Origin of the sequence: Pseudochelatococcus contaminans (assembly GCF_014195635.1) — a bacterium.
Lineage (GTDB): Bacteria > Pseudomonadota > Alphaproteobacteria > Rhizobiales > Beijerinckiaceae > Pseudochelatococcus > Pseudochelatococcus contaminans.
In genome coordinates, this window is the sequence record NZ_JACICC010000015.1 from 14,906 (window position 1) to 40,302 (window position 25,397).

The 25,397-nt window shown below is 63.0% G+C and carries 29 protein-coding genes and 2 pseudogenes; 17 read left to right on the plus strand and 14 right to left on the minus strand.

Annotated elements, in window-relative coordinates:
* Window positions 1–73: 73 nt before the first annotated feature.
* From FHS81_RS16685 to FHS81_RS16705, 5 genes are all read right to left on the minus strand, one after another.
* Window positions 74–1,051 (minus strand): zinc-binding dehydrogenase, encoded by a 978-nt coding sequence (locus FHS81_RS16685; RefSeq protein WP_025292352.1) that lies wholly within the window; start codon window positions 1,049–1,051, stop codon window positions 74–76.
* 16 nt (window positions 1,052–1,067) lie between these two features.
* Window positions 1,068–1,478 (minus strand): organic hydroperoxide resistance protein, encoded by a 411-nt coding sequence (locus FHS81_RS16690; protein WP_025292351.1) that lies wholly within the window; start codon window positions 1,476–1,478, stop codon window positions 1,068–1,070.
* A gap of 44 nt (window positions 1,479–1,522) precedes the next feature.
* Window positions 1,523–2,947, minus strand: a complete 1,425-nt coding sequence (locus FHS81_RS16695) for a coniferyl aldehyde dehydrogenase (protein ID WP_025292350.1) — start codon at window positions 2,945–2,947, stop codon at window positions 1,523–1,525.
* Window positions 2,948–3,121: 174 nt separating this feature from the next.
* Window positions 3,122–3,799 (minus strand): type 1 glutamine amidotransferase domain-containing protein, encoded by a 678-nt coding sequence (locus tag FHS81_RS16700; protein ID WP_025292349.1) that lies wholly within the window; start codon window positions 3,797–3,799, stop codon window positions 3,122–3,124.
* A gap of 30 nt (window positions 3,800–3,829) precedes the next feature.
* Window positions 3,830–4,474, minus strand: coding sequence for a TetR/AcrR family transcriptional regulator (locus FHS81_RS16705; RefSeq protein WP_025292348.1), 645 nt, complete (start codon window positions 4,472–4,474; stop codon window positions 3,830–3,832).
* A 66-nt stretch (window positions 4,475–4,540) separates the two neighbouring features.
* On the opposite strand from FHS81_RS16705, the pseudogene FHS81_RS16710 reads away from it, so the two are divergent.
* From FHS81_RS16710 to FHS81_RS16765, 12 genes and pseudogenes are all read left to right on the plus strand, one after another.
* Window positions 4,541–4,727: pseudogene (locus FHS81_RS16710) on the plus strand (IS1595 family transposase); the annotation flags it as partial.
* An 811-nt stretch (window positions 4,728–5,538) separates the two neighbouring features.
* Window positions 5,539–5,910, plus strand: a pseudogene (locus tag FHS81_RS18795) (ParB/Srx family N-terminal domain-containing protein); the annotation flags it as partial.
* A 320-nt stretch (window positions 5,911–6,230) separates the two neighbouring features.
* Entirely contained in the window at window positions 6,231–7,382 is a 1,152-nt protein-coding gene (locus FHS81_RS16720) for a tyrosine-type recombinase/integrase (RefSeq protein ID WP_159366007.1), read from the plus strand.
* Window positions 7,375–9,123: a site-specific integrase gene (locus FHS81_RS16725; protein WP_063976797.1), complete on the plus strand. Its 1,749-nt coding sequence runs from the start codon at window positions 7,375–7,377 to the stop codon at window positions 9,121–9,123. The genes FHS81_RS16720 and FHS81_RS16725 overlap by 8 nt, the downstream gene beginning before the upstream one ends.
* A complete protein-coding gene (locus FHS81_RS16730) occupies window positions 9,120–10,961 on the plus strand; it encodes a site-specific integrase (protein WP_063976796.1) in 1,842 nt (613 codons plus the stop codon). Before FHS81_RS16725 ends, FHS81_RS16730 begins: the two co-directional genes overlap by 4 nt.
* Window positions 10,962–10,965: 4 nt before the next feature.
* The gene (locus FHS81_RS16735) at window positions 10,966–11,451 is read left to right on the plus strand and encodes a hypothetical protein (protein ID WP_063976795.1); all 486 of its coding nucleotides are present in this window, start codon (window positions 10,966–10,968) and stop codon (window positions 11,449–11,451) included.
* A gap of 52 nt (window positions 11,452–11,503) precedes the next feature.
* A complete protein-coding gene (locus FHS81_RS16740; protein WP_246375073.1) occupies window positions 11,504–13,207 on the plus strand; it encodes a ParB/RepB/Spo0J family partition protein in 1,704 nt (567 codons plus the stop codon).
* A 181-nt stretch (window positions 13,208–13,388) separates the two neighbouring features.
* Entirely contained in the window at window positions 13,389–13,805 is a 417-nt protein-coding gene (locus FHS81_RS16745; RefSeq protein WP_025292346.1) for a hypothetical protein, read from the plus strand.
* 97 nt (window positions 13,806–13,902) lie between these two features.
* Window positions 13,903–14,238 (plus strand): type II toxin-antitoxin system PrlF family antitoxin, encoded by a 336-nt coding sequence (locus tag FHS81_RS16750; protein ID WP_025292345.1) that lies wholly within the window; start codon window positions 13,903–13,905, stop codon window positions 14,236–14,238.
* 1 nt (window position 14,239) lies between these two features.
* Complete coding sequence (locus FHS81_RS16755; RefSeq protein WP_025292344.1) at window positions 14,240–14,731, plus strand: type II toxin-antitoxin system YhaV family toxin; 492 nt, start codon at window positions 14,240–14,242, stop codon at window positions 14,729–14,731.
* 356 nt (window positions 14,732–15,087) lie between these two features.
* A complete protein-coding gene (locus FHS81_RS18800) occupies window positions 15,088–15,240 on the plus strand; it encodes a hypothetical protein (RefSeq protein WP_210281791.1) in 153 nt (50 codons plus the stop codon).
* Window positions 15,241–15,492: 252 nt separating this feature from the next.
* On the plus strand, window positions 15,493–15,810 hold the full coding sequence (locus FHS81_RS16765; protein ID WP_025292343.1) for a DUF736 domain-containing protein: 318 nt from the start codon (window positions 15,493–15,495) through the stop codon (window positions 15,808–15,810).
* Between the two features lie 230 nt (window positions 15,811–16,040).
* Here FHS81_RS16765 and FHS81_RS16770 read toward each other — a convergent pair whose 3' ends face one another.
* The 4 genes from FHS81_RS16770 to FHS81_RS16785 form a co-directional block, all read right to left on the minus strand.
* Window positions 16,041–16,928, minus strand: coding sequence for a LysR family transcriptional regulator (locus FHS81_RS16770; protein WP_025292342.1), 888 nt, complete (start codon window positions 16,926–16,928; stop codon window positions 16,041–16,043).
* Window positions 16,929–17,064: 136 nt separating this feature from the next.
* Complete coding sequence (locus FHS81_RS16775; RefSeq protein WP_183754674.1) at window positions 17,065–17,688, minus strand: ATP-dependent Clp protease proteolytic subunit; 624 nt, start codon at window positions 17,686–17,688, stop codon at window positions 17,065–17,067.
* Window positions 17,689–17,733: 45 nt separating this feature from the next.
* Window positions 17,734–18,093 carry an SRPBCC family protein gene (locus FHS81_RS16780; protein ID WP_097137719.1) on the minus strand — a complete coding sequence of 120 codons (360 nt, stop codon included), beginning with the start codon at window positions 18,091–18,093 and terminating at the stop codon, window positions 17,734–17,736.
* Window positions 18,090–18,404, minus strand: coding sequence for an ArsR/SmtB family transcription factor (locus FHS81_RS16785; protein WP_025292337.1), 315 nt, complete (start codon window positions 18,402–18,404; stop codon window positions 18,090–18,092). The genes FHS81_RS16780 and FHS81_RS16785 overlap by 4 nt, the downstream gene beginning before the upstream one ends.
* Before the next feature lie 396 nt (window positions 18,405–18,800).
* Between FHS81_RS16785 and FHS81_RS16790 the strand changes: the two genes are divergently transcribed.
* The 3 genes from FHS81_RS16790 (at window position 18,801) to FHS81_RS16800 (ending at window position 20,733) form a co-directional block, all read left to right on the plus strand.
* Window positions 18,801–19,646, plus strand: coding sequence for a DUF932 domain-containing protein (locus FHS81_RS16790; protein ID WP_097137721.1), 846 nt, complete (start codon window positions 18,801–18,803; stop codon window positions 19,644–19,646).
* A gap of 303 nt (window positions 19,647–19,949) precedes the next feature.
* A complete protein-coding gene (locus FHS81_RS16795; protein WP_084717725.1) occupies window positions 19,950–20,165 on the plus strand; it encodes a transcriptional regulator domain-containing protein in 216 nt (71 codons plus the stop codon).
* A gap of 46 nt (window positions 20,166–20,211) precedes the next feature.
* Window positions 20,212–20,733: a DUF2285 domain-containing protein gene (locus FHS81_RS16800; protein WP_025292336.1), complete on the plus strand. Its 522-nt coding sequence runs from the start codon at window positions 20,212–20,214 to the stop codon at window positions 20,731–20,733.
* Window positions 20,734–20,923: 190 nt separating this feature from the next.
* Here FHS81_RS16800 and FHS81_RS16805 read toward each other — a convergent pair whose 3' ends face one another.
* The 5 genes from FHS81_RS16805 to FHS81_RS16820 form a co-directional block, all read right to left on the minus strand.
* Window positions 20,924–21,589, minus strand: coding sequence for a DMT family transporter (locus tag FHS81_RS16805; protein ID WP_210201979.1), 666 nt, complete (start codon window positions 21,587–21,589; stop codon window positions 20,924–20,926).
* 34 nt (window positions 21,590–21,623) lie between these two features.
* Complete coding sequence (locus FHS81_RS18805) at window positions 21,624–21,800, minus strand: hypothetical protein (protein WP_210201980.1); 177 nt, start codon at window positions 21,798–21,800, stop codon at window positions 21,624–21,626.
* A 36-nt stretch (window positions 21,801–21,836) separates the two neighbouring features.
* A complete protein-coding gene (locus FHS81_RS16810) occupies window positions 21,837–22,412 on the minus strand; it encodes a biotin transporter BioY (protein ID WP_039996549.1) in 576 nt (191 codons plus the stop codon).
* A gap of 97 nt (window positions 22,413–22,509) precedes the next feature.
* Window positions 22,510–23,166 carry a GntR family transcriptional regulator gene (locus FHS81_RS16815; protein WP_097137723.1) on the minus strand — a complete coding sequence of 219 codons (657 nt, stop codon included), beginning with the start codon at window positions 23,164–23,166 and terminating at the stop codon, window positions 22,510–22,512.
* A gap of 105 nt (window positions 23,167–23,271) precedes the next feature.
* Window positions 23,272–23,559: a hypothetical protein gene (locus tag FHS81_RS16820; protein ID WP_025292333.1), complete on the minus strand. Its 288-nt coding sequence runs from the start codon at window positions 23,557–23,559 to the stop codon at window positions 23,272–23,274.
* Window positions 23,560–24,031: 472 nt separating this feature from the next.
* Between FHS81_RS16820 and FHS81_RS16825 the strand changes: the two genes are divergently transcribed.
* Both FHS81_RS16825 and FHS81_RS16830 read left to right on the plus strand, forming a co-directional pair.
* Window positions 24,032–24,304 carry a helix-turn-helix transcriptional regulator gene (locus tag FHS81_RS16825; protein ID WP_025292332.1) on the plus strand — a complete coding sequence of 91 codons (273 nt, stop codon included), beginning with the start codon at window positions 24,032–24,034 and terminating at the stop codon, window positions 24,302–24,304.
* The gene (locus FHS81_RS16830; protein WP_183754676.1) at window positions 24,305–25,345 is read left to right on the plus strand and encodes a replication initiator protein A; all 1,041 of its coding nucleotides are present in this window, start codon (window positions 24,305–24,307) and stop codon (window positions 25,343–25,345) included. It abuts the gene before it with no gap.
* Window positions 25,346–25,397: the final 52 nt, after the last annotated feature.

A 25,397-nucleotide genomic window follows, 5' to 3' on the forward strand; every position in this document is an offset into this window, starting at 1 on the left:
ACTGGGCTACGACAGCGGCTTGACCAGCGTTGCCTCAGATCCACTCTTTTGCACTTCCCGGCCCTCAACTCGCTTACGGCCTCAGCAAGACCTTGCCTTTACGGGCCGGCTGCAAGCTGGCCGCAGCGGCCTGGGCGGCATCGGCGAGGTCGTAGACGGCCTCCACTGGCAGCAGCAGCTCACCGGCCAGCGTACGCTGCAAGAGTTCACCCACCAGGCGACGTTTGTCGTCCGCCGACATGGCCAGGCTAACCTTGCTGCCCCAGAAGCCCTTGACCGTGGCCTGCTTGAAGATGAGCGAGCCGGAGTCGATTTGCATCGGCTCTCCAGCCATCGTGCCGAAGGAAACGAGTGTCCCGCCTTCGCCCAGCAATCCCAACAACGCCGCGCTGGCGGCGCCACCAATGGAATCGATTCCCGCGCGCGCCAGCCCGGAGCCAAGAATGGCGCGGGCAATTTCCTGCCACTCGGGCTGCGCGGTGGAAACGACATGATCAATGCCCAGGGCCGCCAGTTCATCCACACCAGCATCACGGCGCACCAGATTGAGCACATTTATTCCACGCGCGGCGGCCAGCATCGCCAAGGTTTTGCCGACCGCACCATTGGCCGCGTTCTGGACGATCCACTGACCCTGGTCGACCTCGAGGAACTCCAGCAGCATCAACGCGCTCAGGGGCATGGCAATGAGCTGCGCCGCGGTTTCGTCCGGGATGGCTTCCGGCATCGGTACCAGCAGCCGTGCGGGGGCAAGGAAATATTCTGCCCAGGTGCCATGCACCGAAGCAACAGCTACCCGCTGGCCGTTGGAGACGCCTTCGACGTCATCGCCAAGCGCATCTACGATGCCAACCGCCTCGCTGCCGCCAATTGCGGGGAGGTCCGGCCTATAGCCGTAGCGGCCCCGGATCGTCCACAGGTCGTGGTTGTGAATCGGCGCAAGCGTGGTCTTGACGCGGACTTCGCCTGGTCCGGGTTGCGGTATCGGACGGTCGCCGAGTTCGAGGACTTCGGCGGGTTCGCCGAATGCAGTATGGATGGCGCTGCGCATGCTGGTTTTCTCCTGTTCAGGCTACGGATACGTGCAGGCGCACCTCGATGTTGCCGCGCGTGGCATTTGAATACGGGCACACCTGGTGGGTGGCTTCCACCAGCTTGCGTGCGGCCGATTGGTCCAGTCCATGGACTTCCACATGCAAGTCCACGTCCAGCGCGTAACCGCCGGCGGCGGTCTGGCCAATGCCCACTTCCACCGAGGTGCGTGTGGCGGTCGGCGCCAGTCCCAATTGCTTGGCGGCCACGGGCAATGCGTTGTCGAAGCAGGCGGCGTAGCCCATCGCAAAAAGCTGCTCGGGGTTGGCTCCGGTCTTGCCGGAGCCGGGCATGGCCATGTCCAGTGCGAGGCTGCCGTCGTCCAGCGCGGTACGGCCGGAACGGCCGCCGGTGGCGGTAGCGCGGGTTTTGTAGAAAATCTTCATGATTGGCTCCTGTTGAACGAGAACGACGACACAAAGCGAGTGCGTTATGCCTTGCCAGCGAGCAGGGCCCGCGCTTGCGCCAGCGCATCGGCATATGGCGCGCGCAAGCGAAGATTGGACGCGCCATCGGCACTTTGCACCACCACCGCCTTGGCGTGGCTGAAACGTCGGAAGCCGTGAATGCCGTGGTACGCTCCTATGCCAGACGGACCCACGCCGCCGAAGGGCACGCTCTCGACCACGGCATGCGTCATCACATCGTTGATGACCGCCGCGCCGGAAGTCGTGCTTTCGAGAAACGCTTGCTGCTTTGCCGGGTCATTGCCGAAGTAATAGGCCGCGAGCGGGCGCGGATGCGCGTTGATGTAATCAAGCGCCTGCTGCGGGTCATGGTAGGTCAGCACCGGCAGGACAGGGCCGAAGATTTCTTCCTGCATCACCTGCATGTCTTCCTGCGGATTGAGCACCAGGGTCGGGGCGAGCTTGCGCGTGCGTGCGTCAGTATGCGGTTCACCCGCAGGCTCCAGCCCTACCACGCTGGCACCCCTGGCGCGGGCGTCGTCCAGCAGGCCGATCAGGCGGCGGTAGTGGCGGTCGCTGACGATGGAGGTGTAGTCCGGGTTGTCATGCAGCGTCGGCAATGTGCGGGCGACAAAGGTACGAGCGTGCTCCACGAAAGCGTCGCGCGCCGTTTCTGGCAGAAGCACATAATCCGGCGCGATGCAGATCTGACCGACGTTGAAGGTCTTGACCGTCAGTACACGCGCAGCGGCGGTAGCTATGTCAGCATCCGTGTCAATGAAAACGGGTGACTTCCCGCCCAGCTCCAGCGTCACCGGGACCAGGTTTTCAGCGGCCGCCCTCATGACGTGGCGACCCACGGCCGTACTACCGGTGAAGATCAGATGATCGAACGGCAACGCGCTGAACGCCTGGCCCGTTTCGGCATCGCCCAGCACCACCTCCAGTTCCAGTGGGTCGAAGTAGCGTGCGACGAGTTGTGCCAGCAGTTCGGATGTGCGGGGCGTCAACTCCGAGGGCTTAAGCAGCGCACGATTGCCTGCTGAAAAGACGCCCGCCAGAGGGCTGAACGCCAGGTTGATCGGGAAATTCCAGGGGCTAATGATGCCCACTACGCCTAACGGCTGATATTGTACGCGCGCTTGCATCCCAGGGCCGGGAGCATCTTGCTCACCCGGCTGCATCCAAGTTTCCAGATGCTCGCTGGCATGGCGAAGTGCAGCAACCGACGACAGCACGTCCGCCAGCAGGCTTTGGTAAGGGCTACGATGTCCGTAGTCGGCGCTGATGGCATCAGCCAGTTCATCGTGGTGTGTGATCAGCAGTTCCGCGGCACGTTGCAAACGGTCACGTCGCAATTCGGCGCTGGCCGGGCCACCGGCCAGGTGCGCCTGTTTCATCCGCGCGACCTTGGCGTTCAGCGCGGCAGAAATATCTGAAGTATTCATGGCGGATTTCCTGAGTGAATGACCATCCCGAAGCCGGTGGCAAGCCGCCTCCGGTAGGAACGAATGTGCCCATGACGGCTCGCTGCGGCAGCAGAGCAGCCTGGATCGCTTTGGCAGAGGGAGAGCGACTGGCGCGCGTTAGCGCCGGTCGGTCGGCACGACGCCAGGCCGGCCTCAGCCGAGTAGGCTGAGGAGTGCGCGGGCGACTCCTTCGGAACTGGCCGGATTCTGGCCGGTCACCAGATGACCCTCAACGACAACATGCGGGTGCCAGTCCGGGCCCTTCTCGTAAAGGCCACCTTGGCGCTTGAATTCATCCTCGATCAGGAATGGTACGATCTCGGTCAGTTCGACCGCCGCTTCCTCGCCATTGGTGAATCCGGTGACCTTGCGACCGGCAACGAAGGGGCGACCATCGGCCTGATGCGCCTTGGTCAGCGCGCCCGGCGCGTGGCAGACCAGACCGAGCGGCTTGCGCGCGCGATCCTGAGTCTCGATCAACGCTATCGACACCGGGTCGTTGGTCAGATCCCACAGCGGGCCATGGCCACCGGGGTAAAACACGGCATCGAAATCGGACACTGCCACCTCGGCCAGTTTTCCGGTGTTGGCCAGCTCCGCCTGCGCCTGAGGATCGGCCTTGAAGCGGGCGGTCAAATCGGTCTGGAACTCGGGCAGATCGCTCTTTGGATCCAGCGGGGGTTGGCCACCCTTGGGGGATACCAAGGTGATCTGAGCACCGGCGTCCTTGAACACATAATAAGGAGCGGCGAATTCCTCGAGCCAGAAGCCGGTCTTGTGACCAGTATCACCGAGTTGGTCATGGGAAGTCAGTACGAACAAGATCTTCATAAGAATCATCCTTCGATGGGTTAGAATCAATTACGTGATCGGAACATTTGGGGGCGTTTGATCACAGGCGAGCAGGGTTTCCGTGGCAATCAGGGCCTGATGTAGTGGCATCCTGTTCTGGCTGAGTTTGGTGAGTAGCGCGGCACCCAGCCACATCTGGTACAGCATTCGCGCCAGCGCAGGTGACGGCGCACCATCGGGCACTGAGCCGTCTTCGCGGGCTTCGTCGATCAATGCGGCAATTCTCGCCAGCAACTGTTGAACGCCCGCATCGAGCACGCGGCGCATGTCTTCGGATAGGTCAGCCACCTCTGCGGCGAGCTTCACCACCAGACAATCATCGGCCCACCCTTGCACCGGATTGGCCGAATCAGATGAACTGGTCGGATCGGCGATCCAGGCATTCCAGTACCGCATAAGACTTTCACGTCCATTGCCTGTCTCCGCGAGCAGGCGAGCAAGCTTTTCAATGTATTCGTCAACGTACTGTTGCAATAGCGCGCAGCCAAAGGCCTCCTTCGACGCAAAGTAGTGATAGAACGACCCTTTAGGGACGCCACATTCCTTGAGGATTTCCATCAGGCCCATTGCAGCGAACCCCCTGTGCAGCACGAGCCGATACCCCGTGTCGAGGATATGTTGCCTGGTAACTTGAGCTTTTTTGGTCAGGTTCATGGGTGTAGCTATACATAGAAATAAACCGGTCGTCTAGTGCCATGGAAATCGCCGTCCAACCGGAATGGCACGAGCTATCAGGCAGCCTGGCGAATGAAGCACAAGCTGATGCAGGCCATGGAGGAACAGAAAGCAGGACGGGATGCTCGGCGGCGTGATGCAACTGGACGATGCCTATCTGGGCGGGGAGCGCAACAGCGCCAAGGCAGGCCAGGGATCGGAGAACAAGCGCCCCTTCGCGATCACGGTAGAGACCACGCAAGACGGTCGGTTACAGCAGGCGGTGATTGATCCTGCCGACTTCACCAAGCCGTCAGCCGACCTAGGTGTTCAGTCCCGGAGTGTGATGGAATCAGTCAATCCGGCTCCGCATTCCAGGAGGGATTATGGGCCAGATACTCCATGGCAGGGCCACGACTACGCACGCCATCCGAGCGGCAATACAGCGATCGAAGGCTCCGCTCAAAGAGCTAGCGGCGAGGTATGGCCTCAACCGGAAGACGGTCGGCGATCGGCCTCGGCCAATTCAAGTCGCCGTGCTTCTCGCTTTTCCTCTCACTCGAAAATCTGACGTGCTCGTTCTCTGAAAACACCAAAATCTGCCGCCAAGGCGGAGAACGTCTCACCAGCGCGACGGCGTTTCAAAATCTCCTGGTTCCGCTTCTCTGTCATCGCGACAGTTGAACCTCCGATCATTCCGATAACATTCCAACTCTATTCGCGCCTCTCAGCAATTCAAGCGGCGATCAGGATGTCAAGACTTACGGCTTTCCGGCCTTCCGTATCTTGATCCGGCCCATGTGCCCGGCCTCCGCTCCGCTCTGGCCGGGCGGGTTGCTTGGGGGCGCTGCCCCCTGGCGCGGCACAAGGGCGGACGGGCGGTATCCCCAGCCTTCCGCGCGGATATGTGCTGCGCACCTTCGTCATGACTTCGATCCGCTTGTGCAGGCCGGGTGATCCCCCTCCGCCCGTCCGCCCTTGCGCCTTGCACCCCCCGGTCTCGGCGACGGCCAGGGTTGCAGCGCAGCGCTGCGCTCCAACCCAGACCAATGAGGAAAAAGACCATGACGACCAATGCACAGATCACGACCGTTGCCGAACATGGCGAAACGGTTTTCATCCCGCTCAACAAGCTCAAGAAGCACCCGAAGAATGCCCGCAAGACCCCGCATAGCGAGGCGTCTATCGAGGGGAAAGCGGCGAGCATCGCCGCCAAGGGGATGCTGCAAAACCTTGTGGTGGAGCCGGAAGCGAACGCGGAGGGGGAGCCAACCGGCTTCTATCTGGTCAGCGTCGGAGAAGGCCGCAGGCTGGCGCAGCTTCTGCGCGTCAAGCGCAAGGAGATCAAGAAGACCGAGCCGATCCGCTGCGTTATCGACACCGCGAACGACGCGGCAGAGATCAGCCTTGATGAGAACGTCAACCGCGAGAACCTGTTAGGTCATGTGTCCAGATTGTCCTTCGATAGAAAGAATAAGAGAATGGTGTGCTTGTTCCAGGCCGCCCGCAGCGCTTACCCGAAGAGCTGGCGGAGGGCGGCCTGGAACAAGCACTTGCGCGGCGGTTGTGGTATTGTCCCGCTTGCGATCGGGGGCGACGAGTCCGTCACACGGACGCCCTTGGGTTTATCGGCGCGCCTGAGCGCGCCGCACATTTAAGCATGGGGCAGAAACTGTCCTTTTGAGCGTAATCATGGGCTCTGAACGGCAATAGGCTGTCCTGCTATCGGGCGCGCACGACGCGCCACGGAGGACAGATGGCGCGTATCATCAGAGCGTTGCCGGGCTATGGCGACATCCCGGCGCACTTCCCGGTCATCGTCGATGATGGGATGGCGATTATCGAGCCTGCGTTCGCGTATCTGCACGAACTGGCGACCATCCCGGGCCGCAGCCACGCGGCCGAGACGATCCGCACCTATAGCGAACATCTACACGACTGGCTCGATAGCCTGGAGCAATCCCGGATCGCCTGGGACGCGGTTGGCGAACGCGAGATAGCGGCGTGGCGCAACCGGATGCTGGAACGCCCGAGCCCGCACACGAAGCGGCCCTATGGGCGCTCGACGATCAACGATCGGGTCCGCACAGTCTGCCGCTTTTATGGCTGGGCGCATCAGCGGAGCTGGATCGTGGAGCTGCCGTTCCATTACATCGACGTGCGTGTGTCGCATCGGCGGCAGTCGATGCTCGCGCATCTCGATGCGCGTCCCGGCATCGTCGCGGCCAATGTGCTGACCGTCCCGGAGGCCGAGCGGCTGCCGCGCGCCCTGCGCGCCGATCAGCTTCGCCGGCTGTTCAGTGCGCTGGCGTCGCCTTACGATCTGATGGCAAGCTGGGCGCTGGTGACGGGAATGCGCCGCAAGGAGCTTTGCGCGCTGGAGCTGTTCCAGGTGCCGGAGATCGCCCACCTGGATGCCGATGAGCATCCGCTGGTCGGGATCGGGCTCAGCATCACCAAGGGCGGCTATCCGCGCACGGTCTATCCGCCGATCCGGTTGCTCGACGCCACGCATCGCTACATCGATGAGGTGCGCGGCCCGCTGATCCGGCGGCTGCGCCGCGCTGATCCATCATGGCATGCACCTTCGGCGCTTTTCCTGACGAGCCGGGGCACGCCGGTCAGTCCAGTCCGGTTCACGGCTGCGATGAGCGCGGCGTTCAAGGCGGCCGGCGTGGTCGGGACCGGCCATTGGCTGCGGCACTGCTATGCGATGACGATGCTGGCGCAGCTCCAGCGGCAGGCGCGCATGACACCGGAAATCAACCCGCTCAAGGTGGTCCAGGTGCTGCTCGGACACAGGTCGATCGCCAGCACTGCCATCTATCTGCGCTGCGTGGAAATGCATGGTGCCGAACTGGAGGAGAGCATCGCCTGGCTTTACGGCGCGCTGATCGACGATGGCTAGGCGGGCACCGATCAACCGGCGCATGGTGACGCGGGAGGCGAGTGATACCATCGTCCTGTTCCGCGACGCCTGGGGCGAGGTGGACAAGCGGTTCGATCTGGGAAGGCTCGGGCTTCCGGGTGATGTGACGGTGCTGCTGGCCGAAGCGTTCCGGGGGCATCACGCTGGATCGAGCCCGGATACGCAGCGCGGCTGCTATCGTGCGCTGCGCCTGTTCGCGACGTTCGCGCGAGAGGAGGATGCGGTGGCTGGCGCGGCCGACCTCACCTCCACACTGGTCGGGCGCTATATGGACTGGCTCAACCGACAGCCAGGCCCGGATGGCAAGGGCTGGACCGCACCTTCGAAAGCCAATGCGCTGGCGGTGCTGCGCTATCTGGTCGACTGGACCAAGCGGCACGCGCCTGATCGTCTGCCGAGCCGGATCGACTTCCCTTACAATCCCTGGCCCAATCGGTCGCCGACGCCGCGACCCAAGCTCAGCGAGGCGGTGCTCAAAAGCATCCTTCAGGCAGCTTATGAGGAGATCGACGAAGCCTGGGACCGGTTCGAGACCGGGCAACGCATCCTCGCCACGCGCGGCGCGGTGCCCGGTGTTGATGCGCGAACGTGCCGGTTCGTGCGCACAATAGCGCGCGTCGGCAATGGCGTGGTGACGGCAGCGAGCAAGGTCCCCTATGGCGTCTCCACGCTGAGCACGCGTGGCGGGCTGCGGCATCTGTCCGGTTATCTCCATCTGACACTGGAGTATCTTCCGGCCTTCTTCCTCGGGCTCGCGGTTCAGACCGCCGGTAATCCCGACCCATTGCGGCGTCTGCGACGCGACTGCCAGAGCTCGCATCCGCTCGACGAGCATCGGGTGATGATCGACTGGGGCAAGCCGCGTGCTGGTGCGAAGGTGAAGCGGGCGCAGCGCCGTTCGTTCGACCGTCGGCGACCCTATGCGGCGCCCAATCTGATCGATCGGCTGATCGCCATGACCGCGACGCTTGCAAGCCAGGCCCGCGTGCAGGAGCGTGACTTGTTGTTCCTGATGAAGAGCGAGAAGCTCGGCACGGTGCGCCTCGTATCGATGAGCACGCTGGGCAAAGGCATCAAGAAGTTTATCGACCGCGCCAATGACCGGATCGCGATCTGGAACCGGGCCGCACCCGAACGATGGCGCGAACCGCTTCCCGACTTTGCGGCGGCGTTCCTGCGCGGCAGCGCGGCGACCCAGGTCTATACCGCGAGCCAAGGCGATCTGATCGCGGCGCAGGCGCTACTCAACCATGCGCGCATCGACACGACCGAACGCTATGTGCGTGGGCCGGAGGCGGCGCGCATCCAGGCTGAGACGATCGCCCGCGCGCAGGCGCTGATGATCGGATGGGTGATGGGGGAAAATACCGTCTCTCAAGCGCCGCCGGCGGCAATGCCCGCGAGCGTGCCGTTCGGGCATGACTGCCTCAATCTGCTCGGTGGCGACAGGCAGGGCAGGCCCTGTTCTCGGCTCGGGGCGTGTCTGCGCTGTCCGGGCCTGGTGATCCCGCTGGATGCCGAGCATCTGGCGCGCATCCTCCAGGCGATCGCAGTACTGGAGGAAGCACGGACACGGATCGATCCGACGCGCTGGGCACTGATCTACGCCGAGAGCCATCGCATCCTCACGGGCGATATCCTCCCCGACTTCCCCGGCGAGTTGCACGATGCCGCGCGGGCGATCATGGCGGGGCTGCCTGCCTTGCCGGTGCTGGAATGACCCTGTTGCTCGCCCAGGCGGCGGCGTTCGCGCCCGACATCGCGATATCGTCGCGCTCGCGCTTCAGCGACGACATATGGCACCTGGACGGCATCCGGCCCGGTTGTAGTCGGGGCGACTACTCGCTCGACTGGGGTTTTACGGTCGCAACAGGGCGGTTCACCGATCCTGAGCTACTGCTCTGGCTGGCGGCGGCAAAGACCCTGTTGTGGAGCGCGAAGGTCGATCCCCCGCCGGGGCGAAGGCACGTTCATGATGGCACGCTCATGAGACTGTTCAAGGGGCTTCGCCTCCTCATCCGCTGGATGGCAGATCAGGGCTATCGCCGGTTCGCCGACCTTGATCGCGGCGCAAGCGAGCGGTTCATGGCGGCGATGGCCGAGCGCCGAAACCCGAAGGGCGAACTGCTCAAGACGGGCACACTCCATCATTATCGCAGCCTGCTCATCCTGATCTATCTCCAAGGCGCGCGCTACTCGACGGTCGCCATCGGTGATCCGTTCCCGGGCACGACAGGCATGTTCAAAAGGAGTGATCGAGGTTGGCTGCCTTATACCCCCGACGCGATCGCGGTGCCGTTACTGTCGTCGGCGCTGCGGCTGATCGGACCGGCGGCCGATGATATCCTCGCCCTGCAAGGCGAGGCGCAGGCGGCCTATGATGCGGCGCTCGCATCCGGGCTCTCTCCCACCAAGGCCGGCTTCCGCGTCATCGACGCGATCGCGCCGTTCCGGTTCCAGGTGCTGCCTGGCGAGGAGGCCCCCTGGCATCGGGCGCCGGTGACGAGCACCAAGACCGTGCGCTACCTTGCCGACCGGCTCTACGATGCCTGCTTCGTGACGATCGCCTGGCTGGTCGGCGCCCGTCTCTCGGAGATCCTTGGGCTGGAAGCCGGATGCATCGAACGTCACCCTTCCGCTACGGGTGACGAGCGGTTCGCCTATCTTACGGGCCGCATCTTCAAGACCTCACGCGGCTATCATGGTGACGTCCACCGCTGGATCGCGCCCGAGCCGGTCGTGCGTGCGGTCGCAGTGATGGAGAAGCTGACCGATGGGCTGCGGCGCCGGTCGCGACGCGAGGAGTTGTTCCTGATCACATCGAGCACCGGCCTCATCGGTCCTGCCGTCGAGATCGACCTGCCGGCCACTTATACGATCATCCGTCGTCTCAATCTGCTGTTCGCACCGTTCATCGGCCTGCCGCTCCACGAGGGCAAGCCCTGGCACCTCAACACCCATCAGGGCCGCAAGACGTTCGCGCGGTTCGTCGGCAAGCGCGACCGCACCGGGCTCGCCGCGCTCCAGGCACATCTTGGCCATGTGACGCGCGCGATGACCGACAGCGGCTACGTCGGCACCGACTTCCAGCTCGACGAGTTGATCGACCGTCATGCCCAAGAGGAAACGCGAGCGGCGCTGGAGGAGATGCTGACCGCAACCGCGCTCGGCGGCAAGGCCGGGCGCGTCATTGCGGCACGATCCCGGTTCCGCGGCTGCACCCGGAATGGCGACGTGCAGGCATATGTGGACTTCCTCATGGCGGAAACCGACCTGCGGCTCGGCGTGTGCGACTGGGGTTACTGCGTCTATCGCCCCGAAACCTCGGCGTGCTTCGGCGGCGAGGCCGGCCCCAATCCGGTGCTCAGGACCGAGACCACTTGCTCGACCTGCGCCAACTTCGCGGTCACGCCCCGACATCGGTCCGTGTGGGAAATGCGCCGTGCCCGCAATCTGAAACTGCTCGAACAGCCGGTGCTCGATGCCGGCAGTCGTGCGCTTGCTGAGGCCAGGGTCGCCGAATGCGACCGTATCCTCACCCAGCTCGATGAGGGATGATCCAATGCCCAGGAAACCCGATCGTCATGAACAGCGTCGCCAGCAGACCCAGGTCCGGCTCAACGCTGCGTTCGAACGGCTGCGCAAAGGATGCCCGGTCCACCCGCTGCATCAGCGCGGCTATACGCTCACCGTCGCGACCCTCGCGCGCGAATCCGGGGTCGCGCGCAACACGATCTACACCAACCATCGTGATATCATCGACGACCTTCACGCCATCCTCGGCGATCCCATCAAGCCGGTGACGACCTGGCAGGACAAGCTCGACGAACTGCACGGCCTCATCCGCACCATGAAGCAAGAGCAGCGTCGCCTGGTTAGCGAGAACGCGCTGCTGTTGCAGCGCGCCCTCACAGCCGAAGCGGAAGCGCACCGCCACCAACGTCACAACGCTCGGCTGATCGCCGAGCGTGACACGGCGCTCCGCGCCGTGCCAGCGACCACCAAAGCTCGAAGGACAGTGTCACCCGACAACAAGACCAGAAACTGACGGATATCTGCCAAAAAATGCTTCGAAGGACAGTTGACACATGACCTAACCGATGCATCCCGCCGATGAATTTGAACGCTTCCGCGAGCTTTCGGAAAATCGCGGATGGGGCGCGGAGGAAATCGCGGCCCGGTTCGGTAAGTCCGCGCATGTGGTGAAGCAGCGGCTTCGCCTCGGCGCTGTCAGCCCCAAGCTGATTCAGGTTTACCGCGATGGCGGGCTGACCATGGACCAGTTGCAGGCGTTCGCCATCACCGACGACCACGACCGGCAGGAGCAGGTTTTTGAAAACCTGTCCCATAATCGCGAGCCGTGGATCATCCGCCGCGACCTGACCGCCTGCAATGTGGCGGCTTCGGATCGGCGGGCGGTGTTCGTCGGCGCGGAAGTCTATACCGAGGCGGGCGGCAACATCATCCGCGACCTGTTCACCGAGGATCGCGGCGGCTTCTACGAGGATGCCGCGCTGCTGGACCGGCTTGCGCTGGACAAGCTGGAAAGGACCGCCGCCGAGGTTCAGGAGGCAGAAGGGTGGAAATGGGCTTCGGCCTATATCGACTGGCCTCACGCCCACGGCATGCGCCGCACCTATCCGCAGCCGGTGGAGCTTTCCGAGGAACAGGAAGCCGCCTACGAAGCCGCGCAGGAGGAACTTGAGCGCCTGTCAGCGGAATGGCAGGACGCAGATGCGGACCTCCCGCCCGAAGTGGATCAGCGTCTTGCGGAGCTTGAAGCCGAGATCGAGCGGATCGACGGGCTGCGCTATGCCTACGATCCAGACGAGATCACGCGAGGCGGCGTTTTCGTGGTTCTGAACCATGATGGGGAAGCCCGCATCGAGCGCGGTTTCATCCGTGCCGAGGACGAGGCCCCGGAGCCGGAGGAAGCCGAAAGCGCAGACGGCGGCACCATCATCGACGGGGTGCGCGTCAACGCCGATGGCGAAATCATCGGGGAAGACGGCGAATATGACGAGGACGGGAACCACGTTTCCGCGCTCGACGCCGAGGACGAGGAAGCGGAGGAAGACGGCAAGCCCCTGTCGGACTCGCTCATCCGCGACCTGACCGCCCATCGCACCCTTGCCTTGCGTCTCGCCCTTGGCGAGCAGCCGGACATGGCCTTGATCGCCGTTATCCATGCCCTTGCCGCGCAGACCTTCTATCGCGGTGGAGGGGATGCCCACGCCCTCGAAATCCGCCCGATCAGCGCCAGCCTTGGCGGACATGCGGACGGCATCGAGGACACGGCGGCGGCGAAGGCGCTGGCGGATCGTCATGCCGGATGGGCGGCGGACATGCCCCGCGACGTGGCCGATCTTTGGGGCTTCATCGCCGGTCTGGACCATGCCAGCGTCATGGCGCTGTTCGCCCATTGCGCCGCGCAGACCGTCAACGCCCTCAAGCTGCCATGGGAGCAGAACAAGCGTCACGCCCATGCAACGGCGGACAGGTTGGCGACGGCGGTTGCGCTCGACATGACGGCGCATTGGACGCCGACCGTTCGGGCCTATTTCGGGCGCGTCACCAAGGCCCATATCCTTGACGCCGTGCGGGAGGCGCTTGGCGACGAGGCGGCGGAACGCATCGCGGACAAGAAGAAGCCGGAAATGGCGGAAGCGGCTGAACAGCTTCTGGCCGGAACCGGCTGGCTCCCGCCGATCCTGCGCACCGAGCGGCCCGCATGGCTGGCGGTGGACGAGCAGCCGGAAGCTCCCGCCATGGAGGACGAGCCTTTCGCCGTGGCGGCGGAATGAAGGATGGGCCGGGATCGCATCAGCGGTCCCGGCCTGCCACCCGGAAAAATCCGGCCGCGCGGCTTCCCCGCGCGGCCGGATGACCTCGACAGAACAGGAACACATCGGCACATATCGGAACGTGCAGCGGCCATCATGGCGATTGCACGAAAGGCGGTGCCGTCAGCAAAGGTGAAACATCATGGTCGCCGTCATGTTCATGAGCGTTGCGCTGGTCGTGCTTCTCTGCGTCCTCGCCTACAATCTCGCCGTCTATGCGCTGCCCTTTTTCGTAGGACTGGCCGCGGCACAATTCGCCTACGAGACCGGCGCTGGCCTGATCGGTGCGGGACTCGTCGGCCTGTTCTCGGCGGGTGCCGCCTTTGGCATTCTGGCCGGGCTGTTCGAGACGATCCGTTCGCCTGTCATCCGCCTGATCGTCGCGCTGATCTTCGCAGCGCCCGCCGCCGTCGCGGGCTATGCTCTGGTCTATGGCGTCACCAAGGAAGCCGTCCCGTCCGACATCTGGCGGCAAATCTTCTGTATCGCTGGCGGCGGATTCGTCGGCTTCTCTGCCTTGGCGCGGCTGGTTAACGGTGTCGGCCAGCCCGCGAGATAAGGGCTTGGAACCGACTGGCAGACCAAGGCGACGGCCAATCTTGACATGATAAGGAATATTCCTTACATTCCACTCGACCGATTTATGGAGGCCCGCCATGGGAGCGCTGCTGAAAGAAGAAAGCACCATCACCGCCAAGGGACAGACCACCGTGCCGAAGTCCGTTCGGCAGGCGCTGGGCGTTGACTATGGTGGACGCATTGCCTTTCTCATTGATGAGCAGCATCGCGTCTATGTCCAGAAGGCCGAGATTGAAGAAACCGCCGATCCCGTGATCGATCGCTTTCTCGAATTTCTCGCGCGGGACATGGCGAAGCACCCCGAGAAGTCTGTTCTTCCGTTCCCGCAATCCTTGCTCGACCGGGCTGTTACCCTGACGGCGGGCATGACGGTCGATCTCGATGCCGAGATCAAGGGGGACGTTTCGATCTGACATGCCGACGATCAATGGCTGGACGGTCCTCGCACACCCTCTCTTTCTCGATCAGTGGGAAAAGCTGATCGAGGCGGTCGACGCGCTCAAGGCGAAGAAACCGGACGATTATCAGAAATCCGCCGACGCCAAGTTGCTTGCGTCCTTGGTCCAGCTCGTCACCGTCAATGTGCCATCGGACCCGACAGCATCCATCTATCGGCAAGGCGCGACTCTTGGCGATGACCGCAAGCACTGGTTTCGCGCCAAGTTCGGCAATGGTCGTTTCCGGCTCTTTTTCCGCTACAGCAGCACCAGCAAGGTCATCATCTTCGCCTGGGTGAACGACGAAAACAGCTTGCGGACCTACGGCTCCAAAACGGATGCCTATAAGGTCTTCAAGGGGATGCTGGATGACGGCAATCCCCCCGACGATTGGGACGCGCTGCACAAAGAGGCTTCCGACGCCAAGGCCGTTGCACGGCTGGAAAAAGCCTCGCCCCCGAATCCATGACGAATGCTGTTGAACGTCACAGAATTGGGCGTTGCCCTCCGGGCCGGGCTTTCGGCTGCGCCGGAACCACGCCAAGGGCGCGTTTCCGCCATTCGGCTTCAATCCCATAACGCAAGGGGTGGCGGCGGACATTTCGCGGGAAGCTCCCATCCGGTTGGTGAGGCGGTCTCGGGAGCCGGTCACTGTCGCCACGGCAGCCCCATGATGACGTTAGGCTTTCCGTCCGCTTCGACGGGCGGGGCGGATCAGCGCCAGAAAGCTCGGATCATCCGCTTGGCGAGGGAGTGCGTGTCGCCCCGCAAACGGTTTTCCGGCCACACCGAGCACGCCAGCACCGGCGAAGGTCAGACGAAGCCGTGCCCGCCGACGCCCCGTTGGTATCATACGAACTTGGCCTTGACGTTGAGGGTCAGGGTGGAAAGGACCGCACCCAAGGCGACCGGCGCAGCGTCCCCGATCCCGGCGAGGCGCAGGACGGCCGCCATTGCCGTATTCCCGCGATTTCCTGAAACGGGCGCTCCATTCGCGTCCTCGATTGGCACGGTCTGACCGAAGACCGGCTTCGCCTCGCTCGTCTTCCCGCAACGTCCGTCGCCAACTTTTTTCCGCCGCCTTCGGCTTTGCATCGCGAACCAAAAAAGCCGTCGTCGGCCGCCTTCCACGTTGTTCCAGCCCCGAGGGGTGCGGGGCCGATCGTCCCCGGTCTCACGACCACCATCGAGGTCGCAATGGTGCGGCCCGACAGGAAAAGGAATACGACAATGGCGACCATCGGCACCTTCACCCAGAACGAGAACGGCGCGGGCTTCACCGGCGCGGTCAAGACCCTGACCCTCAACGTCAAGGCCAAGTTCGTCCTCAGCGAGGCCGACAGCGAGCGCGGCCCCGACTTCCGCATCTTCGCCGGCGCTACCGAGTTCGGCGCGGCCTGGAGGAAGACCGCCCGCGAGACACAGCGCGAATACCTCTCCGTCAAGCTGGACGATCCGAGCTTCCCCGCACCGATCTACGCCAGCCTGGTCGAAGCCGAGGACGGAAAGTCCCACAACCTCATCTGGTCCCGCCGCAACGGCGACTAAGACCGGCCCCCCGGAATTGCCCCGCTCAACCGAGCGGGGCTTCTTTTTGCTCATCTCCGCCGTCTTTCAGGAAACAAGGAGATCAGGATACACGGCTTTCCGGTTTTCAGGATTTGCGTATCCCGATTGGATCTTCTCCCCGTCCTCCGCTTTGCTCTGGCCGGGCGGATTGCTTGGGGGCGCTGCCCCCTGGCTTCGCCATGAACAAAGGAGAATGGCCCGCTTGGGGCTCAGCCATCCGGTTGGCGAAGTACCAGGCTCGCAAGAGCCAGCAGGTTGCGGAGAGGCTGACTCTGATTTCGCGGCGACCACACGGCCGAAAAGGGGATGGTTTCCGGCTCGTCGCGGATCGGCAGAAAGGCGACATTGGCGGTGTTCGCCGCAGCGCCTTCCTCGACGAAAATCGAGACGCCATGCCCGGCCGCGATCATCGACAGCAGCGCGCTACGTCCGACATCGACGCGGCGGATTGTTGGCGTCGGCCATTTTCCGGCCGAGCGCAGCACGATCAGATCGTGGACCTGCGGGCCGGTGCCGCCATGGCGGACAAGGAAGGTTTCACCCGCAAGCTGCCGCCATTCGACATCCTGCATTGCGGTCAATGCATGCCCTGCCGGCAACGCCACCATCAGGCGGTCGCGCCAGATCACGCGGGAATTTAGATCGGGGATTTCGTGGGTGCGGGCCATGAAAGCGAGATCGAGCCTGCTTTCGCGCACCATGAGTTGCGCGTCGCGCGCGGTGCCTTCGGTGATGTGCAGGCCGACGCCCGGATGGTCGGCGTGGAAGCGCTCCAGCAGCCGGTCGAGGCAGCAGCCGGGCGTGAGCGCATGGAGGCCGATGCGAAGCTCTCCGTCCTCGCCGCGCCCCTGCATCCCGGCGGTCTGGATGGCGCGATCAAGGATGCCGATGGCGTCTTCGACCTGATCGACGAAACGGCGTCCGGCTTCGGTAAGGCGTACCCCGCGCGTGTTGCGGTCGAAGAGAATGATGCCAAGGTCTTTCTCTAGTGTCTTGATCCGAGTGCTGACGCTCGACTGGCTGACGCCGAGCGCCAGGGCGGCGCGGTGAAAGCTGAGATACTCGGCAACCGCGAGAGTTTGAATCAATGCGGTCATAGGAATACGCCCGCGAAGCAATGTGGTTGGTTGAGTCGAATCGGTGCTCTTGTGAATCCGTCTCCTCATCGCCCATACTTCGGTCAGGAAGTGACGGTTATCGCGTCGGCTGCCGCGCGAGTTCCCCAACGCGCGGTCATGCGGTGATTTCTGGTGCTGAAACGATGTCGCGTTCCGTCAGGATGCGATCAATCAGACCCCATTCAAGCGCTTCCTCAGCGGTCATAAAGCGGTCGCGGTCCATCCCTTGCTCAAAATCCTCATAGGAGCGTTTGCAATGTTGGGCATAGAGTCGGGTCATGCGCTGCTTGGTTTTCAGGATTTCTTCGGCATGGATCAGCATGTCCGATGCCTGTCCTTGGAAGCCGCCTGACGGTTGATGAATGAGAATGCTGGCGTTCGGTAATGCGGCGCGCTCGCCGGGTTGGCCTGCCATAAGCAGGAAAGACCCCATTGAGCGGGCTGTTCCCATGCAGAGCGTATGAACCGGTGCTCGGATGTATCGCATGGTGTCATACATGGCGAGGCCGCTGGTGACGACGCCACCGGGGGAATTGATATAGAGTTGAATCGGCCTTTTGGGATTCTCGGCTTCCAGGAACAGCAACTGCGCGCAGACGAGCGCGGAAACGGTGTCGTTGACCTCGCCGTTCAGGAAAATGATCCTCTCGCGGAGAAGACGGGAATAGATGTCGAAAGAGCGTTCTCCACGGCTGGATTGCTCGATGACCATAGGGACGAGTTGCATCGCTTCGCGCATGGGCGAACTCCTGTAGGTTAGGATTTAAGGTGGCTGGCTAAAGCGTCAGGCAGCCAGCATCATCAACGACGCATTGCTGTTCGCCGCTGGCGGAATCTTCGGAGCCAGCCTCGTATCAGTCAGACCGTGAACGATCCTGAGTATCGTGCCGCCGTTGGCGTCGGGCCTGACCTGAAATGTAACGATGCTCATAAGGAAGGGCGGCTCATCGTCCCGCATCCTGTAGCTGACTTCCTCGCCCGGTGCCGTGGAGATCGGCGCGGCATCCGCCAGTTCCTGCCCGGGCAGCCATTTATCCCGAAAGGCGGGAATACTGATCGCCCGCCAGACTTTTTCCGGAGGAGCGTCGAGTTCGCATTCAAGCACCAGATCTTTTTCCTGCCTTTCGGCCTCCGTCTCGCTCATTGGTCCATGTCCTTTAGTAAAGCCTTCAACGCATCAATCCGGGCTGGCCAGTAAGCCCGATACTTCGCCAGCCACCCGGCTATCAGCGCGAGGCCGTCTGGATCGACCTCGTAGTTCACGAAGCGCCCCCGCCGTTCTTCGCGGACCAGCCGCGCACTGCGCAGGACGGAAAGGTGCTGGGACATGGCCGGTTGGCTGATGTCCATGCCGTCACGCAGAGCGCTGGCGTTCATGCTGCCGCTCGCCAGCTTCTCGAAGATCGCGCGGCGAGTCGGGTCGGCCAGAGCTTTGAAAATCTCGTTCTCGATCATACCAACAGATAAGCACAAACTTATCTGATTCGCAACGCTTCATCTCGTTACTGCTGAATTTTCCGCAAATAGGGAGATCAGGAAACACATCTCTCCAGCTTTCAGGTTTTGCGTATCCTGATCGGATCTTCTCCCCGGCCTCCGCTTTGCTCCGGCCGGGCGGTTTGCTTGGGGGCGCTGCCCCCTGGCGCGGCACAAGGGCGGCCGGGCGGTATCCCCAGCCTTCCGCGCGGGTATGTGCTTCCGCACCTTCGTCATGACTTCGATCCGCTTCGTGCAGGCCGGGTGATCCCCCTCCGCCCGTCCGCCCTTGCGCCTTGCACCCCCCGGTCTCGGCGACGGCCAGGGTTGCAGCGCAGCGCTGCGCTCCAACCCAGACCCATAAGGATCAAGATCATGACCTATCATCACCTTGCTACCCGGTTCGGCCGCAACAGCCATCAGATCAGCGGGCGCGAAGCGCTCGACAATGAGGCGCTTTATCGGCATGTCCCGTCCATCTTCGCCCGCGAGGCCCATGACAGCCGGTCGGAGCGTTACGTCTATGTCCCCACCATCGACATCGTGGAGGGGCTGCGCCGGGAAGGATGGTTCCCGTTTTTCGCCGTGCAGTCGGTTCCGCGCGACGGCAGCCGCCACGGCCACGCCAAGCATATGCTGCGCCTGCGCCGGGATGACGGCATCGGCAAGGAGGAGGCGGCGGAAGTCATCATCGTCAATTCGCACGACGGAACGAGCAGCTACCAGATGTTTGCGGGAATGCTCCGTTTCGTCTGCACCAACAGCCTTGTGGCGGGAGAGCGGTTCGATGACGTGCGCGTTCCCCACAAGGGCAATATCCAGCATGACATTATCGAAGGCGTCTATACCGTCGCGGAGGACTTCCCCCGGCTGATAGACGCCAGCGAAACCATGAAGGAAATCCAGCTTGGTGAAGATGAGCGCCGCGTTCTGGCCGAGGCCAGCCTTGTCGCCCGCTATGGCAAGGAAGAAAGCCCGATCCGCCCGGATCAGATCATCCAGCCGCGCCGCCGCGAGGATGCCGGACAAAACCTCTGGATGACCTACAACACCATTCAGGAGAACATGATACGCGGCGGATTGCACGGACAGCGGCGCAACGCCGAAGGCCGCATCCGTCGCAGCCAGACACGCCCCATCAACGGCATCGACCAGAACGTGACCCTTAATCGCGCCCTTTGGACGCTTGCCGAGGGGATGCAGCGCCTCAAGACCCGATGACCGCCAAACCGTAGAGCCGGAAAACCGGCTCTACGGTTTTCCGGCTTTTAGGTTCCTAGATTTTTGCGCCGATCCGGCGCAGCGGATCGGCGGCGCGGCCATACCCGAAACACGGCCGCCGCTCGCCGGGCTATGCCCGGCTCGCGAATCCAGATAAGCACGTTTAAGACAAAAATAACCAAATAATATATCGAGTTACTGACACCAGTTATATGTTTGGTGCAGCTACAGCCGCTTCCCGAAATCCCGCAGGCTTCCAGTTCGGGTCTCTCTTGGACGGCCCCGAAATTCGGAGGTAGCGCCATGCTTAGCATCGACTGGCGTGCTCCGGCGGCTTACGCGCACACCAAGTCTCTACCTGCCGCCGGTTTCGCCTGGGAATATCTTCGTCGCAACGACGAATATCGTCATGATTTCCAGATCATCACCCTGACCGGACGGCTCGGTGAAAGGCAATTGGAGCGCTTCGCGCAGCGCTGGGGGTTGCGATTTCCCAAGCGACCCCGACGCATCGCCTGATCGCCAGCCCCCATTTTGGTCTCCGCGCCTTCAGCCGCAGGCGGTCATGCTGTCGCCTGTTGAACAGGAGGCCGCGGAAACCGAGCTGCTGGTCGCTCTCGCCCATCTCGATGGTCTCGATCTGCGCCGCGCGGCCGATGGCTGGCATGGCGTCTGGCAGGTCGGCGACATCGCACACCAATTCTGGCTGCCGGACGCGGTGCCTGACGCCGCAGCCTTCTATGCCGTGACCTTGCCGATGGATTCGTTTCTGGAGCTTCGCGTCCATGCGGCGCGTCGCCTCTGGCGATCCCTGACGCGGCGCTCGCCGGGGCCGCCCATCGGCATTCTGCCCGAACAGCTCCGGCAATGGCACATCCTGTCCCTGCGCGCGCTGGATGCGCGACTGCGCGGCGAGAGTTACCGCACCATTGCTGAAGTCCTGCTTGGATTTCAGGGAACGAAAGAGGATTTCGAGGGCGACCCAAGCAAGAACAAGGCTCGCCGCCTGGTCGCGCACGGCGTCAGGATGATGCGGGGCGGGTATCGGATGCTGCTTCACTACCCAATCAAGCCTGACAAGCGTTGAGGGGCAATCAAACGCAAACTGCTGCAAGCCATGTCGCGCGCTTTCTGACTCCCAAACAGGGAGCGCGGCGGCCCGGAATCCTCGCCGCGAAGTGTCGTAAATATCTGTCGCAAAACCTCGACTTTTGCACGAGACATTTGCGACAGGTTTTTCCCTGTAAATTCAGCGCTGGCCTGTCCTGATGCGAAAATCAGGATTTTCGCGACAACCGCACACCCTGCACCATGGAAACACCCGCTAGCGTGACGACGAAGCCGGCGAGCTGCGCGGCGGTCAGCGTCTCACCAAAGAAGACATAGGCTTGCAGGGCCGCAGCGGGCGGCACCAGCAGCATAAGCGCCGTGATCCGGGTCACGTCGCCATGCCGGATCATCCAGACGAACAGGGCCGTGCCGCCGAGGGAGAGCGCACCCGCCGACCAGATCAGGGCGAACCAGAGCGCCGGTGCGTTGTCCCATTGCAAGGTGCCAACTGTGATCGCGAGCGTCCCGGCCACGATGGCAGCGCCAAGATGCTGGACCGCGCCGGCCGCGCGTAGATCGGCGGTCGCCAGCGACGACTTTTGCACCATCGTCCCGACCGTCAGGGCAAGGATGCTGAACAGCCCGAGCGCGATGGGAAGCGCCGGCAGCCCCTCGATGCCGACACCGGCCAGACGTGGCGACAGCACGAGCGCAACGCCCGCAAAGCCGATCACCAGTCCCAACACCGTCCTACGACTGATAGGACCGCGCAGGATGAGGACGACAATCAAGGCGGTGAACAGCGGTTGCAGCGCGCCGATGAGCGCCATCACGCCAGCCGCGAGGCCGTTGGCGACCGCCCACCAGCTCGCCCCGAGATAGACGCCGTTCATCACCATGCCGGCAAGAAGATGCCCGACGAACTGCTTACCTTTCCGGCCACGGCACATTGCGCACCAGAATGGTGAAGCCGACGACAGCGATCAGGAAGCGGAAGGTCAGGAACAGATTCGGGTCTGCATGGGGCGCGACGGCGCGCGCGGCAATGAAGCCGGTCGACCAGATCAGGATGAGAAGTGCAGGAGCGCCAACGGCTTGCAGCATAGGAGACGGCCCCGCATTGCGCGGGGCCGGATCGTCTTAGCGCATGACGCGCCGGATAGCCGGCACGAGCACCAGCGCCAGAACGATCTTGAGAATGTCACCGAGAATAAACGGCGTCAGGCCAAACGCGATGCTCTTTTCCGCACCGAACAGGACAGCCAGCCAAGCGATGCCCGGCACATAGACGGCCACGGTCGCCAGCAGGATCGCGCCAAGGGCGGTCGGCAAGCGGTTCAGCGCGCCGCGTTCGGCAAAATAGCCTGCGACGACAGCGGCAAGGAAGAATCCGAGCAGATAGCCGCCGGTCGGTCCCGCCATGTAGGCAATGCCCGCCCCGCTCTGGAAAACAGGCAGGCCGAGAGCACCTTCGACAATGTAGGCAAGAATGGTCGCCCCGCCGAGCCGAGCGCCGTAGGCCATGCCGATGACGATGGCGACGAAACTCTGCATGGAGAGCTTTACCGGCCAGAACGGCACCTGAATATGAGCGGCGATCGCCATAAGGGCACTGCCGATCAGGATGAGGGCAGCGGCGCGCGCCATGCTGTTGCCAGCGGTTTGCGGCCAGAGGCGGCCGATGAGGGTTGGTTGTGCGGCGGATAGGACGGTCATGGGCGCTCCTTTGCGATATTATCTATAATTTCTAGATTCTATCGCTAATTAGTCCACGGAATTGATGACAAGGCAAGAGCCGACCCACACGGCAGCGTCAGCGCGCCCCCGTTGCCGGCAAGGATGGCGATGGTCCCGGCTTCTTTCCTACCCATTGGACATGGCGGGCCAGCACCGAGGCGGCAGCTTCTACCTGCCCCGCCCGCAACGCATCGAGGATGGCCCGATGATCGCGGTCGGTCGGCGCTTCCCATTCCGCCCGCCAGCCGGAGAACAGAAAGCGGGCGCTGGCCGTATGCAGATCGTCAATCGCCTTCAGGAGTCGGGGCATGGCGCAAGGCGTCAGGATCAGCCGATGAAAGGCGCGGTTTGCTTCTTCCCACGCCTGCACGTCGCCGGCCTTGTCGCCCGCCCTGGTGGCGTCCTCGGCCTGATCCAGTATCGCCTTGGTCAGATGCGGCGCGGCATGGCGCAAAGCGAGCACCTCAAGGGCGGCGCGCATCTCCGCCACTTCCTTGATTTCATCCATGCTGAAACCGGCGACCCGAACGCCCCGGCGTGGCGCGCTGACCACCAGCCCCTGCGATTCCAGACGCCGGAACGCCTCGCGCACCGGCACATGGCTCGCGCCAAATTCTTCGGCAATATGATCCTGGCCCAGCCGGGAACCCGGTTCGAGCGCGCCCGAAATGATGCGCTCGGCAAGCGCCTTGCTGATCCGCACCGCGATTGTGTCGTCTTTAGCGTCTGTCATGAATTATAGATAATTCCGACACCGCCAGCCGTCGAGCGGCTAAATACTGCGTCGCAAAACTCCCAAAACCCGCGACAGGAAGCGAGATGAATACAGCCGTCATCTTCAGGCTTTGTTCGCAGCCGCCTGTTCGAGTATCCGCTTGTAGCCTTCGCGTGAAAGCCACTGCGCGCGTTCGAGGTGGCTTTGCCAGCATCGATAGGTCCGCAGTTCTTCAAAGCTCGGATCACGGTGCAGTACGATCTGCGCCACTTCCTTCCAGTCCGCATCTTCGGCCTTGGCGTCGAGAAGGCGCATATAGGTCACGAAATGCCGCTCGTCATAGGTGGTGATCTCGTCTCCTGTCGGCGCGATGTCATCCACATCGGGATCAAGTTCGACCGGAACCCGCATCGTCATTCCCCTTCATCCTGGGAGAGCGATGGCTTGCGGTGCGCCCCCGCAAACAAAACTCTCTGACTCCTGGTGATCGGGGAGTTAGTAACCGTGTTGGACGGCCCCATGGCCTTTAGCTGGAAAGCCTGTTGCATACGCCACAGGCTCCCCGACCATAGGGTCAAGGAGTGTGGTGCCGTCACGGCCGGCACCAACCGCCAACAGGGGTTACTACGCCCCAGAGCAGCGCGTCTGCTCCGCCTGTATTCTTAGCCGAACCGCGCGCGAATGTCTTTGGCAATTCTGTGCGACAGGCATTGAACCGCTGAAATCTCTCGCCTTTTCCGGCTGACGATCACACGTCAGGGGGGTGCCGCCAGCGCATAGGCGCAACTGCGGCACGCTACAGGCCGCCGATCCCTCGCCATCGTCCGCCACAGCCCGCTGTCGCTGCGACAGCCGCCTGTCTGACGAACCGGAGAGAGATTCCATGGCCATCCGCCCCAATGCGGACCTGCCGCCGCGCTTGCTGCGCACAAAAGAAGCCGCGCGCTTCCTCGGCCTGTCCATCCGCACCCTTGAGAAGCATCGCACCTATGGCACCGGTCCGACCTACCGCAAGGTCGGAGGCCGCGTCCTCTACGCCGTCCGCGATCTGGAGGCGTGGAGCGCGATCGGCACCCGCAAATCCACCAGCGACAAGAACGCCGGCACGGTCTTCGCCGCCCGCCCGCTGACGCCAAAAGAGCGGGACGAACTGTAAATGCTGCGCGACGACGATCCCAGACCCGCGCCGCCGAACGAAGATAGCGAGCGCACTCGCCTGGACCCGTTCATCGTGGCGACCGGCGACGCCGCTCCGCGCGACCAGCGCGATTTGATGGAGCGGCCGTTCTTCTCGCTGGCGAAGCGACCGCGCACCACGCCGATCCTCTACCGGGCCGCCGATGTCGAGGTGCAGGTCTTCGCCATGCCCGAACATGGCATGGCGACGATCTGGGATGCTGATGTGCTGATCTGGGCCGCAAGCCAGATCGTGGCGGCCGAGAACAACGGCATCGCCACGTCGCGGTTCTTCCGTTTCATGCCCTATCAGCTTTTGCGCTCGATCGGGCGAGCCACCGGAAACCGCGACTATCTGTTGCTCAAGGCCGCGCTGGCGCGCCTGCAGTCGACCGTCATCGCCACCACCATCCGTAACGGCAAGCATTGGCGGCGGCGGCAATTCTCATGGATCAACGAATGGGAGGAAATGACCACCCACTCCGGCCGGGTGGAGGGCATGGAGTTCGTCCTGCCCGAATGGTTCTACAACAGCGTCATCGACCGCTCGCTGGTCCTGACCATCGACCCGGCCTATTTCCGGCTGACCGGCGGCATCGAGCGCTGGCTCTACCGCGTCGCCCGCAAGCACGCCGGACGCCAGCCTGAGGGCTGGGCGTTCGAGGTTTCCCACCTTCACAAGAAATCCGGCAGTGCGGCGCGGCCGTCCGATTTCGCGCTCGACCTGCGCCGGATTGCAGCCCGCCAATCGCTGCCCGGATACCTGCTCCAGAGTGAATGGGAAGATGGGCGCGAACTGCTGCGGTTTCTGCCCGAAAATCTATCCACAGTGCCTGTGGATAACCATGTGAATCCTATCGGGACATTAGGCGCACGCAGTATCGGGACATTAGGCGCAAATCTCGCGCCGGACTCTATAGAAGAATCTAACAAAGAATCTAACTCTTCTTCTTTGACGCGCGCGCACGCGATCCGTGGTGTCGGGGTGCCAGGTTTCGCGAACCGGGGCGAGGTTTCATGAACTCGTTCCAGGAAACGCGAACCGGATTCACGGACCGGGAGCCGGATCATGA